Annotated in this window: 16 protein-coding genes; 9 read left to right on the forward strand and 7 right to left on the reverse strand. The window is 70.9% G+C overall.

Annotated features, from left to right (window positions below; all coding sequences use genetic code 11):
- The first annotated feature begins 190 nt into the window (after positions 1-190).
- The 5 genes from ACWDRW_RS17620 (at position 191) to ACWDRW_RS17640 (ending at position 4,611) form a co-directional block, all read left to right on the forward strand.
- Positions 191-715, forward strand: coding sequence for a hypothetical protein (locus tag ACWDRW_RS17620; RefSeq protein WP_451724130.1), 525 nt, complete (start codon positions 191-193; stop codon positions 713-715).
- Positions 708-1,856, forward strand: a complete 1,149-nt coding sequence (locus ACWDRW_RS17625; RefSeq protein ID WP_451724132.1) for an efflux RND transporter periplasmic adaptor subunit — start codon at positions 708-710, stop codon at positions 1,854-1,856. Before ACWDRW_RS17620 ends, ACWDRW_RS17625 begins: the two co-directional genes overlap by 8 nt.
- On the forward strand, positions 1,853-2,542 hold the full coding sequence (locus ACWDRW_RS17630; protein ID WP_451724133.1) for an ABC transporter ATP-binding protein: 690 nt from the start codon (positions 1,853-1,855) through the stop codon (positions 2,540-2,542). The genes ACWDRW_RS17625 and ACWDRW_RS17630 overlap by 4 nt, the downstream gene beginning before the upstream one ends.
- Positions 2,539-3,759: an ABC transporter permease gene (locus ACWDRW_RS17635; protein ID WP_451724135.1), complete on the forward strand. Its 1,221-nt coding sequence runs from the start codon at positions 2,539-2,541 to the stop codon at positions 3,757-3,759. The genes ACWDRW_RS17630 and ACWDRW_RS17635 overlap by 4 nt, the downstream gene beginning before the upstream one ends.
- 246 nt (positions 3,760-4,005) lie before the next feature.
- Positions 4,006-4,611 carry a 3'-5' exonuclease gene (locus ACWDRW_RS17640; protein ID WP_451724137.1) on the forward strand — a complete coding sequence of 202 codons (606 nt, stop codon included), beginning with the start codon at positions 4,006-4,008 and terminating at the stop codon, positions 4,609-4,611.
- Here ACWDRW_RS17640 and ACWDRW_RS17645 read toward each other — a convergent pair.
- The 7 genes from ACWDRW_RS17645 to ACWDRW_RS17675 form a co-directional block, all read right to left on the reverse strand.
- Positions 4,574-5,962: a nucleobase:cation symporter-2 family protein gene (locus tag ACWDRW_RS17645; RefSeq protein ID WP_451724139.1), complete on the reverse strand. Its 1,389-nt coding sequence runs from the start codon at positions 5,960-5,962 to the stop codon at positions 4,574-4,576. The genes ACWDRW_RS17640 and ACWDRW_RS17645 overlap by 38 nt on opposite strands.
- A gap of 211 nt (positions 5,963-6,173) precedes the next feature.
- A complete protein-coding gene (locus ACWDRW_RS17650) occupies positions 6,174-7,553 on the reverse strand; it encodes an 8-oxoguanine deaminase (protein ID WP_451724140.1) in 1,380 nt (459 codons plus the stop codon).
- Between the two features lie 105 nt (positions 7,554-7,658).
- A complete protein-coding gene (gene pucL, locus ACWDRW_RS17655; protein ID WP_451724141.1) occupies positions 7,659-8,606 on the reverse strand; it encodes a factor-independent urate hydroxylase in 948 nt (315 codons plus the stop codon).
- A 4-nt stretch (positions 8,607-8,610) separates the two neighbouring features.
- Positions 8,611-9,006 (reverse strand): hydroxyisourate hydrolase, encoded by a 396-nt coding sequence (uraH, locus tag ACWDRW_RS17660; protein WP_451724142.1) that lies wholly within the window; start codon positions 9,004-9,006, stop codon positions 8,611-8,613.
- Positions 9,007-9,013: 7 nt separating this feature from the next.
- Positions 9,014-9,520, reverse strand: coding sequence for a 2-oxo-4-hydroxy-4-carboxy-5-ureidoimidazoline decarboxylase (gene uraD, locus ACWDRW_RS17665; RefSeq protein ID WP_451724144.1), 507 nt, complete (start codon positions 9,518-9,520; stop codon positions 9,014-9,016).
- 141 nt (positions 9,521-9,661) lie between these two features.
- Positions 9,662-9,973: a helix-turn-helix domain-containing protein gene (locus tag ACWDRW_RS17670; RefSeq protein WP_451724193.1), complete on the reverse strand. Its 312-nt coding sequence runs from the start codon at positions 9,971-9,973 to the stop codon at positions 9,662-9,664.
- 44 nt (positions 9,974-10,017) lie between these two features.
- The gene (locus ACWDRW_RS17675) at positions 10,018-10,269 is read right to left on the reverse strand and encodes a hypothetical protein (protein ID WP_451724145.1); all 252 of its coding nucleotides are present in this window, start codon (positions 10,267-10,269) and stop codon (positions 10,018-10,020) included.
- Positions 10,270-10,405: 136 nt separating this feature from the next.
- Between ACWDRW_RS17675 and ACWDRW_RS17680 the strand changes: the two genes are divergently transcribed.
- The 4 genes from ACWDRW_RS17680 (at position 10,406) to ACWDRW_RS17695 (ending at position 14,409) form a co-directional block, all read left to right on the forward strand.
- Entirely contained in the window at positions 10,406-11,245 is an 840-nt protein-coding gene (locus ACWDRW_RS17680; protein WP_451724146.1) for a TIM barrel protein, read from the forward strand.
- Positions 11,246-11,312: 67 nt separating this feature from the next.
- Entirely contained in the window at positions 11,313-12,203 is an 891-nt protein-coding gene (locus tag ACWDRW_RS17685; RefSeq protein WP_451724147.1) for a 2-hydroxy-3-oxopropionate reductase, read from the forward strand.
- 204 nt (positions 12,204-12,407) lie between these two features.
- Complete coding sequence (locus ACWDRW_RS17690) at positions 12,408-13,865, forward strand: catalase (RefSeq protein WP_451724149.1); 1,458 nt, start codon at positions 12,408-12,410, stop codon at positions 13,863-13,865.
- Positions 13,866-14,163: 298 nt separating this feature from the next.
- A complete protein-coding gene (locus ACWDRW_RS17695; RefSeq protein WP_451724152.1) occupies positions 14,164-14,409 on the forward strand; it encodes a hypothetical protein in 246 nt (81 codons plus the stop codon).
- Positions 14,410-14,684: the final 275 nt, after the last annotated feature.

The following is a 14,684-nucleotide window of genomic DNA, read 5'->3' on the forward strand; positions in this document are numbered from 1 at the left end:
TCCGCCCGGAAAGAGTGCCGAAGCCCGCGTTTCCCGGGCATAAGGAAGCCCGCCCCGCCGGATGCGCGGTCGGTCCTGCCGGGCGCGGACGCTCCTGCCGGGTCGGAGCCGTCCTGTCGGATGCGGAAACGGTGGGGAAACGGCCCGCCCGCTTCGCTTCAGGACAAAGATCCCGACCCGAGGAGACGACATGACGCGGTTTCGGACCGGCGGCGCCCGGGGGGCGTTGCCGTCGGCCCTGCTCCTGGCGCTCGCGCTGGCCCTGACCGGCTGCGGTTCCGGCGAGGACTCCACCGACGCGGCGGCCGACGTCGTCGCGGAGGCGAACGCCCAGGACGAGCTGGCCGTGAAGTTCGCCGAGTGCCTGCGTGAGCACGGCGTGGAGGTGGCGGACCCCGGCGAGGGCGGCGGCATCCGGATCACCGGCCGGGTGCCCAAGGAGAAGGTGGACGCGGCGATGGAGGCCTGCCGCGAGTACAGCCCCATGCAGAACGGGGGCAGTGCGGATCCGGAGGTCGAGGAGCGGATGCGGAAGATGGCGCAGTGCATGCGTGACAACGGCGTCGAGGACTTCCCCGACCCTGAGCCCGGGCGGGGCATCCGGCTCGACCAGGGTGTCGCGGAGGACCCGGACTTCGAGCAGGCGCAGAAGGAGTGCGACAAGTACGCTCCCTCGGGCAGCCGCAGGTCCACGGAGACCGAGGGCGATGACTGAGACCGACGAGGTGACCAGCGCCCCGGCCCCGCACCCGGACCCCGAGGACGGCTCGTCCGGCCCGCGCCGCCCACGCCGTACCCGTCGCCTGCTCGTGGCCCTCGGCGTCCTGGCCGCCGTGGGAGGTGCGGCGGCCGCGGGGGCCGGGCTCCGGGACGGCGGATCCGGCGAGCGGTCGGAGGACCATCGGCCGCCCGCCACCGCGGAGGTGACCCGGCAGACGCTCCAGGACACGCGTACCGAGGACGGCGAACTGGGCTACGGCGCCGCGACGACCGCCACCGCCCGGGTCCCCGGGACGATCACCCACCTGCCGGACGCGGGCGAACGGATCGCCCGGGGCGAGGCGCTGTACCGCCTGGACGACGAGCCGGTGGTGCTGCTGTACGGCGCCGTCCCGGCCTACCGGGAGCTGCGGGCGGGGGTCGAGGGCCGGGACGTGGAGCAGTTGGAACGCAATTTGAAGGCCCTCGGTCACGACGGCTTCACGGTGGACGACACCTACACGGAGGCGACCGCCGAGGCCGTACGGCAGTGGCAGGGGGAGCTGGGTGTGGAGGAGACCGGGACGGTGGCGCCGGGCCGGGTGGTGTTCGCGCCGGCGGCCGTCCGGGTGGACGTCCTGGACACCGAGGAGGGCGCCACGACGGCACCGGGTCAGAAGGTGCTCACCTACACCGCGACCGCCCAGGCGGTCACCGTCGAACTCGACACCGCAGACCGGCGGTTGGCGGAAGCGGGCGCGAAGGTGAGCGTGGAGCTGCCGGACGGAACCCGGGTGGACGGCCGGGTCTCCGAGGTCACGACCGAGGTCGATCCGGGCAACGGCGCCGAGGAGGACCCCACGACCAAGGTGAAGGTGCTCGTCGCCCTCGACGGGGCCGAGGCCCAGAAGGCGGCGGCGTCCTACGTGCTGGCGTCGGTGGACGTGTCGTTCACGGCCGGGGAGCGCGAGGACGTGCTGACCGTTCCGGTGGCGGCGCTGGTGGCGCTGGACGGGGGCGGGTTCGGCGTGGAGGTGGTCCGGGCGTCCGGCGGCACCGCGTACGTCCCGGTGCGCACGGGCCTGTTCGCGGACGGACGGGTGGAGATCAGCGGGGCCGGCATCGCCGCCGGTACGACGGTGGGGATGCCGGGATGATCGAGCTCTCGGATGTCACCAAGGTCTACCCGGGCGGGGTCACCGCGCTCCTCGGGGTCTCGCTGGCCGTCGCGCGCGGCGAACTCGTCGGCGTGGTCGGCCCCTCCGGGTCCGGCAAGTCGACGATGCTGCACATGCTCGGCACGCTCGACCGGCCCACCTCGGGGCGGGTGCGGATCGACGGGTACGACGCCGGCTCCCTGTCGGACGGGCGGCTCTCCGCGCTGCGGGCGCGGCGGATCGGGTTCGTGTTCCAGCAGTTCCATCTGGCGGCGGGGGCCTCGGCGCTGAAGAACGTGGCCGACGGCCTGCTGTACACCGGTCTGCGCCCGGCGGAGCGGCGGGCGAGAGCCACGGCGGCCCTGCGCCGGGTGGGACTCGGCCACCGGCTGCACCACGCGCCGCACGAGCTGTCCGGCGGGGAGCGGCAACGCGTCGCCGTCGCCCGGGCGGTGGCCGGTGAGCCACCGCTGCTGCTGGCGGACGAGCCGACCGGGGCACTGGACTCCGCTTCGGGAGCCGGCGTGATGACGCTGCTGCGCGAGCTGAACGCGGCCGGCACCACGGTGGTGATCATCACCCACGACCGGGAGATCGCCGCCTCGCTGCCCCGGCGGGTGCGGATGCGGGACGGCCGGGTGGTCGAGGACTCGGCGGCCCCCGCGGCGGCGGGAGCGGCCCGATGACGGCGACCGCACCGGCGCCCGGGGTGTTGCGGCCCGCCCGGCTGAGCCCCACCGACGTGGTCCGGGTCGGCGCGGTCGGGCTGCGCACCCGTCCGTTGCGGGCGTTCCTGTCGGCGCTGGGCATCGCGATCGGCATCGCCGCCATGGTGGCCGTCGTCGGGATCTCCTCGTCCTCGCGGGCCGATCTGGACCGGGTGCTGGCGGCGCTGGGCACCAATCTGCTCACGGTCTCACCCGGCAGCACGCTCACCGGCGGACAGGCCCAACTGCCGCTCGAGGCCGAGCGGATGGTCGCCGGGATCGACGGAGTGGAGTCCGTGTCGGCGGTCGGCAAGGTACCGGACGCGAAGGTGTACCGCACCGACCGGATACCGGAGGTCCGGACGAACGGTCTCGCGACCTACGCGGTCCGTACCTCGCTGCGCGGCGCGATCGGCGCCCAACTCGCGGACGGCGCCTGGCTCAACGCGGCCACGGCCCGCTATCCGGCGGTGGTCCTCGGGGCCGCCGCGGCCGAACGGCTGGGGGTGAGCCACGCGGGCGAGGAGACGCGGGTACTGGTGGGGGGACGCTGGTTCACGGTCGTCGGAATCCTCGAACGGGCTGCTCTGGCACCGGAGTTGGACGCGGCCGCGCTGATCGGCTGGCCGGTGGCCGAGCGGGAGCTGGGCTTCGACGGGCATGCGACCACCCTGTACACACGCTCGGCGGAGACGAGCGTGGAGTCGGTGCGGGAGGTACTCGGCGCGACGGCCAACCCCGAGGCGCCGAGCGAGGCCGAGGTCTCCCGCCCCTCGGACGCGCTGGCGGCGCAGCGGGCGGCGGGCGAGGCCTTCACCGGGCTGCTGCTCGGACTCGGGGCGGTGGCGCTGCTGGTCGGCGGGGTGGGGGTCGCCAACACGATGGTGATCTCGGTGCTGGAGCGCCGGGCGGAGATCGGGCTGCGCCGCTCCATGGGCGCGACACGAGGGCAGATCCGGGGTCAGTTCCTCGCCGAGTCGCTGCTGCTGTCGGCGCTCGGCGGGGCGGGCGGCGCCGTGCTCGGCCTGGCCGTGACCGCCGGGTACGCCCTGTACCAGGGCTGGCCGACGGTGGTGCCGCCCTGGACGGTGGCGGGCGGAGTGGCGGCCACGCTGGTCATCGGCGGCCTCGCGGGCCTGTACCCGGCGCTCCGGGCGGCCCGGCTCTCCCCCACGGAGGCACTGGCGACACCGTGAGGAACGGGCGGTCCACGCGTCGGCGAGCTCGGGGTCGTGCTCGGCGTCGTAGGCCGCCCGCGACTCGGCGAAGTGGACCGCCTGGCGGCGCTGTCGGTGTGGGCGGCCAGTCGGACGGAGGGGCTGTTGGTCCAGGGCGCGGAACCGGTCCCGGCGACGGCCTCCGTCCGCGCCCGCCCACCCGGGGTCGTGCGGTGAGGAAATGGGGGTGCGTTTGCCGGCCTGCGCCTGCCAGGCTCGTGGCTCATGGCAGGACGACGAATCAAGCCCAGTCTCTACATCTCCGTCGACATCGAGGCCGACGGGCCGATCCCGGGGCCGTACTCCATGCTCAGTCTGGGGGCCGCCGTGGCCGGGCGGCAGGATGGTGACGGGTTCGCCGCGGCCGATCCGGAAGCACAAACCTTCTACCGCGAACTGCGACCCATCAGTGCGGACTTCGTGCCGGAGGCGCTCGCGGTCAGTGGGCTCGACCGGGAGCGCCTCGGCACGGAGGGGGCTGAACCGGCCGTCGCGCTCGCCGAGTTCAGTGCGTGGGTGCGGGAGGTCAGTCAGGGGGCGCAGGCCGTCATGTGCGGCTACCCGGCCTCGTACGACTGGACCTTTCTCTACTGGTATCTCATCCGGTTCACCGGCGAGAGTCCCTTCGGGCACTCCGGGTGCCTGGACATGAAGACCCTCTACGCCACCAAGGCCGGGCTGCCCCTGCGGGCCGTCGCCAAGGGCACCATGCCGCGCGAGCTGCTGTCGCGCCGCCGGCACACGCACCATGCCCTGGACGACGCCGTGGAGCAGGCCGAGCTGTTCGCCAACCTCATGGCGTGGCGGGGGCCGTCCGGGCCGAGCCGGTGATCTCCTCACCCGCCTCCATCGGGTGGGTGACGTCCTCGGCGTCGCGTGCCCTGCCGAGGTGGTTGAAGACCAGGTTCAGCAGGACCGCCACCACGCAGCCGGTGGAGATCCCGGAGTCCAGGACGATCCGCGCGGTCTCCGGGAAGGCGTGGTAGAACTCCGGCGCGGAGATCGGGATGATGCCGACCGCCAGCGACACGGCCAGGATCAGGACGTTGTTGTCCTTCTCAAGACCGGCCCTGACCAGGGTCTGGATACCGCTGGCCGCGACCGAGCCGAAGAGCACCACGCCGGCGCCGCCGAGCACCGGTCGCGGCACGACCGCGATCAGCGAGGCGGCCATCGGACACAGGCCCATCAGGACGAGGAAGCCGCCGCCGGTCGCCACGACGTAGCGGCTGCGGATCTTCGTCATCGCGACCAGACCGATGTTCTGCGCGAAGGCGCTGCACATGAAGCCGTTGAACAGCGGGCTGATCGCCGAGCCGAGGGTGTCCGCGCGCAGACCCGCCGCGATGGTCTTCTCGTCCGCCGGACGGTCCACGATCTCACCCAGCGCCAGCATGTCCGCGGTCGACTCGGTCATCGAGACCACCATCACGACGATCATCGAGACGATCGCGGCGATCTGGAACTGCGGTGCGCCGAAGTGGAAGGGGGTCGGGAAACCGATGACGTCCGCGTCGGCGACGGGCCCGAAGTCCGTGACGCCGAAGGGGATGGCGACGAGGGTGCCGGCGACGAGGCCCAGCAGGACGGCGATCTGCTTGACGAAGCCCCGGGTGAACCGGCGCAGCAGCAGGACGATCACCAACGTGGCCGCGGCGAGGCCCAGGTTGGTGCCCGAGCCGTAGTCGTCGCCCGCGGGATTCGGCCCCTGGGCCCAGCCGAAGGCCACCGGCAGGAGCGAGATGCCGATCAGGGTGATCACCGTGCCGGTGACCACGGGCGGGAAGAAGCGGACCATCTTGCTGAAGAACGGGGCCGCTATGAAGCCCAGCAGGCCCGCGACGATCACCGCCCCGAAGATGATCGGCAGCGCGTCCGACTTGTCGTCGGTGGACGCGACGATCGCGGTCATGGGGGCGACACCGGCGAAGGTGACGCCGTTGACGAACGGCAGCCGGGCGCCGATGTTCCAGATGCCGAGCGTCTGGAGGAAGGTGGCGAGGCCCGCGGTGAACAGGCAGGCGCCGGTGAGGAAGGTCAGTTCGGCTCCGGAGAGGCCGATGGCCGCCCCGACGATCAGGGGCGGGGCGACGACTCCCGCGTACATGGCGGCCACGTGCTGGAGGCCTGTGGTGGCCATTTTGAGTGCGGGGAGCTTTTCGTCGACGGGATGGGCGGTCACGGCGGTTCCTCCGGGTCAGCTAACACGTCGGCTCTGACGTGGGTTTCTTGGAGGTGATGCGCGGTCGTGCGGGACCGGTGAAGACGGGGACGGTAGACCGTTCCGGGGCGCACACGTCCATGCGCGCCCCGGAGACGGCCGCCATGGACCCCGCTCGGGTCCACGGCCACCGGCCGAGAGCCGTCCCTCTCAGCCGGAGATCTTCAACTGGTCAGGCCTGCTCGGCGATGCGCGCCAGGCGCTGCGCCTGTTCCCGCGTGGAGCGGGCGATGGCGTCCTCGTCGACGTGGAGCAGCCGGTCGTTCTCCACGATCTGCTCGCCGTTGACGAAGGAGGCCGTGACCGGTGCCGCCGCGCCGAAGACCAGCGCGGTCACCGGGTCGGCGATGGACGAGTGGGCCAGGGTGTCGAGCTTCCAGAGCACCAGGTCGGCGAGCTTGCCCGGCTCCAGGGAACCGATCTCGGCCGCGCGGCCGAGGACCTGGGCACCGCCGTAGGTGCCGAGGCGCAGCGCCTGCCGGGCGTTCAGGGCGGCCTCGCGGTGGGCGCCGAGGCGGTTGATGAGCAGCGCGTTGCGCAGCTCGGTGTGGAGCTCGCCCGACTCGTTGGAGGCGGTGCCGTCGACACCGAGGCCGACCGGGACACCGGCCGCCAGCATGTCGGGGACGCGGGCGATGCCGGCCGCGAGGCGGGCGTTGGAGGAGGGGCAGTGGGCGACACCGGTCTTCGTGCGGGCGAAGGCGGCGATGTCGGAGTCGTTCATGTGGACGCAGTGCGCCATCCACACGTCCTCGCCGAGCCAGCCGGTGGACTCGAAGTAGTCGGTCGGGCCCATGCCGAACAGCTCGTGGCAGAACTTCTCCTCCTCGACCGTCTCCGAGCCGTGGGTGTGCAGCCGGACGCCCAGGCTGCGGGCCAGCTCGGCGCCCTGGCGCAGGAGTTCGGTGGAGACGGAGAAGGGCGAGCAGGGCGCGACGGCGACCTGGGTCATGGCGTCGAAGGAGGCGTCGTGGTGCTCCTTGACGGTGGCCTCGGTGGCGGCGAGGGCGCCGTCCAGGGTCTCGACGGCGAAGTCCGGGGGCAGACCGCCGTCCTTCTCGCTGCGGTCCATCGAGCCGCGGGCGAGGGTGAAGCGGACGCCCATCTCGCGGGCGGCGCGGATGATCGATCCGGACAGGTCGCCGGAGCCCTGCGGGAAGACGTAGTGGTGGTCCATCGCGGTGGTGACACCACCGCGGGCCATCATGGCGAGCGAGCCCTGCGCGGCCGAGTAGGTCATCCGCTCGTCGATGCGCGCCCAGGTCGGGTAGAGGGCGACCAGCCAGTTGAACAGGTTGTGGTCGGTGGCCAGGCCCCGGGTGATCCACTGGTAGAAGTGGTGGTGGGTGTTGACCAGACCGGGGGTCACGAGGTGGCCGGTGGCGTCGATGCGCCGTACGACGTTCTCCAGGCCCTCGGGGGCCTGGCCGGCGCCCAGCGCCTCGATGCGGTTGCCCTTGAGGACGACGTGACCCGAGGGGATCTCGGTGTCGTTCGCGTCGACGGTCGCGATAGCACAGTTCTCGATGACGATGCGCTGGTCTGCTGCCATGGTTCGTCCTTTGCGCTGTTGTGGAGTGGGCACGGCAGGACCCTGGAGATTTGAGTACCGCGGCCGGGTTCTGCAGTCCCGGCCGCGGGTGCCGCAATGCAGTTGCTACAGGTTGGTGAGGTCCACGGGGATCCTCGCCTCGCAGCCGTCCCGCAGGATGGTGGCCTCGATCAGGCCGTAGGGGCGGTCGGCGGCGAAGTAGACCTCGTTGTCGTTCTTCAGCCCGAACGGCTCCAGGTCCACCAGGAAGTGGTGCTTGTTCGGGAGGGAGAAGCGGACCTCGTCGATCTCGCTGCGGTTGTTGATGATGCGCGAGCCCATCTGGTACAGCGTCTGCTGCAGCGAGAGCGAGTACGTCTCGGCGAAGGCCTGCAGCATGTGCTTGCGCACCTGCTCGTAGGACTTCTCCCAGTTGGGCATCTTCTGCTCGTCGTCGGTCCAGTTGAACCGCCAGCGGCCGGAGACCTGGGTCGCGAGGATCCGGTCGTAGGCCTCCTGGAGGGTCGTGTACTTGTCCTTGACGTAGCCCCAGAACTCGGAGTTGGTCGAGTTCATCACCACCAGGTCCTTCAGACCCGAGACGACCTCCCACGACGAGCCGTCGTAGGTGATCTGGGTGACGCGGGTCTCCTGGCCCTTGCGCACGAAGGAGTGCTTGACCTCGTCGGCGCCGATGAACCTGGAGTTGGCGTCGGAGGTGGCGATCCGCTCCCAGGCGTACTCCTCGATGCGGATCCGAGCGATCTTGATCGGCTCCTGCGAGGTGACGAAGTGCCGGGCGAGGTGGATGCCGAACTGCTCGGCCGACTCGATGCCGTACTCCTTGGCGAACGCGTACACCGTGTTCTTGGTGGTGTCGGTCGGCAGGACATGGGCGTTGGAGCCGGAGTAGTGGACCTCGTCCATGTCGCCGCTCAGCGCCACGGATACGTTGAGGTCCTTGATGTGATGGGTGGCGCCGTCCCGCGTGATCTTTACGACTCGGTTCTCGGCCTTGCCGTACTGGTTCTGTCCCAGGATGACAGGGCGGGCAGGGCGGGAATTGTCGGTCATTTAGCTAGCTCCCTCGGTAAACGGAGTAGCCGAACGGGTTGAGCAGCAGCGGTACGTGGTAGTGCTCGCCCGGCACGACGGCGAACGTGATCGCCACCTCCGGGAAGAACACGGCGGCACCGCTGTCCCGATTCGCGGGGGCGTCCTGCTGCGCATCGGCTTGCTTCTTCTCGAAATACGGCTCCACGGCGAAGTCGAGCCGTACGTGTGTGGTCCCCTCCGGCAGGGCGGGGAGGTCCTTGCACCGGCCGTCCGCGTCGGTCGCGGAGCCGCCGAGTGTCCGCCAGTCCGCCTCCCGCCCGCCACGGGCGGAGAGCTGGACGGCGACGGCCTCGGCGGGGCGACCCACGGATGTGTCCAGGATGTGGGTGGACACGGAAGCGGTGGTGCTGGTGCTCATGCTGCTCTCAGTCCTCTTCGACCAGTCGGGCGAGCCGGATACGGTTGATCTTGCCCAGCTCGGTGCGGACGATCTCGCGCTCCTGTTCCGGGGAGTTGCCGATCCGTTCCTTGACGGCGTCGCGCATCTGCTCGCCGGTCCGGCCGGTGGCGCAGATGAGGAAGACATGGCCGAACTTGTCCTGGTAGGCCAGGTTCAGTTCGAGCATCTCGGCCTTCAGTTCCTCCGAGGCGCCGGCCATGCCGCGCTGCTCGCGAGCCGAGGAGGGGTCGCCGGGCTTGGGGCGGCCGATCGGCGGGTGTCCGGCCATCGCCTCTTGGAGGTCCGTGGCGGTCAGCTCGGCCATGGCGGCGTCGCTGGCGGTGTAGAGGGCCTCGGCGGTGGCGTACGGGCGAGCGGCGAGGAGCCGCTCGGCCCACGCCCGGGAGGCGCACGCCTCGTGGAGCGCGGCGAGGGCCGCGTGCTGCTCCAAGGCGTTGAACCGGAGCAGGCCCGGCGTGGATGTGGACGTCACGGGAGCCTCCGTGGCCTTGTGCTGAACGGGCTGCCGATAGCTAACGCCCTGCGCGACATCACGTCAACACTTTGTTGAAAATTCCGGGTAACGAAACCCGGAAGCCCCCCCACCGGTCCGCCGATCGGGCCGGTCCGGCGCTCAGACCCCCTTCTCCCGGTTCAGGTAGTTGTAGACGGTGAAGCGGCTGACACCCAGGGCGCTCGCCACCGTCTCCACCCCGTGCCGCACGGAGAAGGCGCCGCGCGCCTCGAGTATCCGTACGACCTCCTGCTTGGCCTTGCGGTCGAGGTCGGCGAGCGGCTTGCCCTGCCGGCGCTCCATGGCGGCCAGGATGTGATCCAGTGAATCCGCCAGCTGCGGCAGCCGTACCGCGACCACGTCCGCGCCCTCCCAGGCGAGCACGACGTCGTCCGGCCCCGCCTCGTCCGGCGGGAGCATCTCGCCACCCATGGCGTCGACCAGGGGCTTCACGGCCGTGATGAAGGGCTCCTCGTTCACCGCTCGCCCTCCCCGACGACATTGAGCTGGAGCGAGACCCGGGTGGCGCCGGACTCCAGGGTCTTGCGGAGCAGCGCGTCCACGGCGGTGAGCACGGCGTCCGCGCCGCCCTCCGCGGTGTTCCCGAACGGGCCGACGTCCACCGCGTCCAGCTCGGCCGCCTCGATGACCTCGCGGGCGACGACCGCGTGCGCGGGCGCCTCGTCGAGGTCGAAGGGCTCGGTCGTGAATTCCACTCTCAGTCGCACGCGCTCAACCTAACGCGCGGTACCGCTTTCCGCCGAGCCCTCTTGACAAGCCCGGACCCCCGACGGCAATCTTCCAATACGCAGAAAACAACTTCCGTCATACGGAATTTTGACACGGAAGGGAGCGCCGGACCCCATGGGATTCGCAGAGCAGCGCTTCAACGTCAACCTGTCGATCCTCTTCACGGAACTCCCGCTCCTGGAGCGCCCCGCGGCCGCCGCCGCGGCCGGCTTCACCGCGGTCGAGCTGTGGTGGCCCTGGATCGACTCCCCCACCCCCGAGCAGTCCGAGCTCGACGCCCTGAAGAAGGCGATCGAGGACGCGGGCGTCCAGCTCACGGGCCTGAACTTCTACGCCGGGCAGCTCCCGGGCCCGGACCGCGGCGCCCTGTCGGTGCCCGGTGCGGAGTCGGAGAGGTTCCGCGCGAACATCGACGTGGCCGCCGACTTCGCCGCCTCCCTCGGCTGCACCGCGCTGAACGCGCTGTACGGCAACCGCGTCGAGGGCGCGGACCCGGCCGAGCAGGACGCGCTGGCGCTGGAGAACCTCGTCCTCGCGGCGCGGGCCGCCGACCGGATCGGCGCGATCCTGCTGATCGAGGCGCTGAACCAGCCCGAGTCACCGCTGTACCCGCTGGTGTCGGCACCGGCCGCGGTCGGCATCGTCGACAAGGTGAACGAGGCGACGGGACTCGGCAACGCGAAGTTCCTCATGGACCTCTACCACCTGTCCATGAACGGCGAGGACCTCCCGTCGGTGATCGAGAGTCACGCGGCGAAGACCGGCCACGTCCAGATCGCCGACAACCCGGGCCGCGGCGCCCCCGGCACGGGGACGCTGCCGCTGGAGGAGCTGCTCGACCAGCTGAGGAAGGCCGGTTACGAGGGCTACGTGGGCCTGGAGTACAAGCCGGGCGACCGCCCGAGCGCGGAGGCCTTCGGCTGGCTGCCGGCGGACCAGCGCGCCGCCCGCTGACCGTCGGCGCGCGCCGACGCCGCCCATCCGCTGACCTTTTCGCCGTAGTGAGAGAGGCACCCCCATCATGAGCAACCTTCCCAAGATCGCCTGGATAGGCCTCGGCATCATGGGCTCGCCCATGTCCGAGAACCTGATCAAGGCCGGTTACGACGTCACCGGCTTCACACTGGAGCAGGACAAGCTGGAGCGGCTGGCCAAGGCCGGCGGCACCGCGGCCGGCTCGATCGCCGAGGCCGTCAAGGACGCGGACGTCGTCGTCACGATGGTCCCCGCCTCCCCGCAGGTCGAGGCCATCTCCTACGGCCCCGACGGCATCCTGGAGAACGCGAGGCCCGGCGCCCTCCTGATCGACATGTCCTCGATCACCCCGCAGACCTCGGTCGACCTGGCGAAGGCGGCCAAGGACAAGGGCATCCGCGTGCTGGACGCCCCCGTGTCCGGCGGTGAGGCCGGTGCCATCGAGGCCGTACTGTCGATCATGGTCGGTGGCGAGCAGGCCGACTTCGACGAGGCCAAGCCGGTCCTGGAGGCTCTCGGCAAGACCATCGTGCTGTGCGGTCCGCACGGCTCGGGCCAGACCGTGAAGGCCGCCAACCAGCTGATCGTCGCCGTCAACATCCAGGCGTGTGCCGAGGCCGTGGTCTTCCTGGAGAAGTCCGGCGTGGACCTCAAGGCCGCCCTGGACGTCCTCAACGGCGGCCTCGCGGGCTCCACCGTGCTGACCCGCAAGAAGGACAACTTCCTGCAGCGCGACTTCAAGCCAGGCTTCCGGATCGACCTGCACCACAAGGACATGGGCATCGTCACCGACGCCGCCCGCAACGTCGGCGCGGCCCTGCCCGTCGGTGCCGTGGTCGCCCAGCTCGTCGCCTCCCTGCGCGCCCAGGGCGACGGCGGCCTGGACCACTCCGCGCTGCTGCGCGCGGTCGAGCGCCTCTCCGGCGCACAGGTCTGACGACCTGCCCAGATCTCCGGGCGGCGCCGCCGCTGACACCTGTCCTGTCGCGCCCAAGCGGCGGCGTCGCCCGGAATCCACTTCAACAGGAAGTCGGAGAAGCCCGAGCGCATCTTCAACAAACTGTTGACGGCCAGATTGCCCCCTCCTAGGCTCCACAAAGCGGAAACAGGTTTCCGCTGACTCCCGCACGGAAGGTCCACGATGTCGAAGCGCGTGCTCACGACCGAGTCCGGCGCCCCGGTCGCCGACAACCAGAACTCCGCCTCCGCCGGCGTCGGCGGACCGCTCCTGCTCCAGGACCAGCACCTCCTGGAGAAGCTCGCCCGGTTCAACCGCGAGCGCATCCCGGAGCGCGTGGTGCACGCCCGTGGTTCCGGCGCCTACGGCTACTTCGAGGTGACCGACGACGTCACCGGCTTCACCCACGCCGACTTCCTGAACGCCGTCGGCAAGCGCACCGAGGTGTTCCTGCGCTTCTCGACCGTGGCCGACAGCCTCGGCGGCGCGGACGCGGTCCGCGACCCGCGCGGTTTCGCGGTCAAGTTCTACACCGAAGAGGGCAACTACGACCTCGTCGGGAACAACACCCCGGTGTTCTTCATCAAGGACCCGATCAAGTTCCCGGACTTCATCCACTCGCAGAAGCGCGACCCGTTCACCGGCCGCCAGGAGCCGGACAACGTCTGGGACTTCTGGGCGCACGCCCCCGAGGCCACGCACCAGGTGACCTGGCTGATGGGCGACCGCGGCATCCCGGCGTCGTACCGCCACATGAACGGCTACGGCTCGCACACCTACCAGTGGACCAACGCCGAGGGCGAGGCCTTCTTCGTCAAGTACCACTTCAAGACGAACCAGGGCATCCGGTGCCTGTCCGCCGAGCAGGGCGCCGAGCTCGCGGGCCAGGACCCCAACTCGCACCAGACGGATCTGCTGCAGGCCATCGAGCGGGGCGTGAACCCGTCCTGGACGCTGTACGTCCAGCTCATGCCGGCGGCCGAGGCGGCGGACTACCGTTTCAACCCCTTCGACCTGACGAAGGTGTGGCCGCACAAGGACTACCCGCTGCAGCGCGTGGGCCGCCTGGTCCTGGACCGCAACCCCGACAACGTCTTCGCCGAGGTCGAGCAGGCCGCGTTCTCCCCGAACAACTTCGTTCCGGGCATCGGCCCCTCGCCCGACAAGATGCTCCAGGGCCGCCTGTTCGCCTACGCGGACGCGCACCGCTACCGCCTGGGCGTCAACCACACCCAGCTCGCGGTCAACGCCCCGAAGGCGACGACGGCGCAGAACTACGGCCGTGACGGCCTGATGGCGTCCAACTCCCAGGGCCGGTACGCCAAAAACTACGAGCCGAACTCCTACGACGGCCCCGTCGAGACCGGCCGCCCGCTGGCCGCCCCGCTGGCGGTGGCCGGGTACACCGGCACCCACGAGGCCCCGCAGCACACCAAGGACGACGACTTCTTCCAGGCCGGTGAGCTGTACCGGCTGATGTCCGCCGAGGAGAAGTCCCGGCTGATCGCCAACATCGCCGGCGGCCTCTCGCAGGTCTCCCGCGACGACGTGATCGAGAAGAACCTGGCCCACTTCCACGCCGCCGACCCGGAATACGGCAAGCGCGTGGAGGAGGCGGTCCGCGCCCTGCGCGAGGACTGATCACCAGCTCCCTGACCGCGTCCGACCCAGCTGGGAGACCCGGATGAGGGGTGGTCGACCAGCATCGGGCGCGGGCCGGGGTGAGGACCGCGGCGGTGTGCGAGCCAGTGCGGTGGTGAAGGACCCGAACTCCCTTCTCGACCAGAGGGAAGGGTGATTCAGGCTCCGTCGCGACCGCCGCGGTCCCGAAAAGAAGAGCCTCACCGGGCTGATCAGCGCCGGATACGGACGGTCCCGTATCCGGCGCTGTTCGGCGTTCCGGGGTGCGGAACCCCTCGAAGCGCCGGAGGCTGAAGACATGGCACAACCGACGCAGCAACCGCACATCGTGGTCCACTCCCCCGCCCTGGACGGCTCCCGGCGGGTGACCGCGGGGGACGAGACGCTGGGCATCGCCTCGCACGTCGACGACGTCGCCGAGTTCCTGCGGCTGGCGGATCTGTACGTCACGGACGTCGCGGAGAGCGACCTCATCGAATGGCAGGGCGGTGGCCCCGACGACTGGCCGGGTCTCTCGGAGCACCACGAGACACACGGGACCTGAGCCACGTACACCGCCCTTCGTAGTCCGGCTACGCAACCCTCAAATCAACCTCTGAACCCGCGCCCGGGGGCTTCAACCACCCCCGGGCGCGGGCACATTCTCGGAACACGGGGCCCGCCGGCACGGGGGCGGCGGGCCCCTCGGGCCGCGCTCCGATCAGGGGTGTCCGGACGGCCCGGTGTCACGGGGGACGGGGGCGGCCCGAGCCCCGCCGGACGGGGGTGTGCGGCGGGGCTCAGGCCGGACGGGGGGCGGGTCATGAGCGGCGACACGAA

This window comes from Streptomyces sp. NPDC003635 (assembly GCF_053587635.1).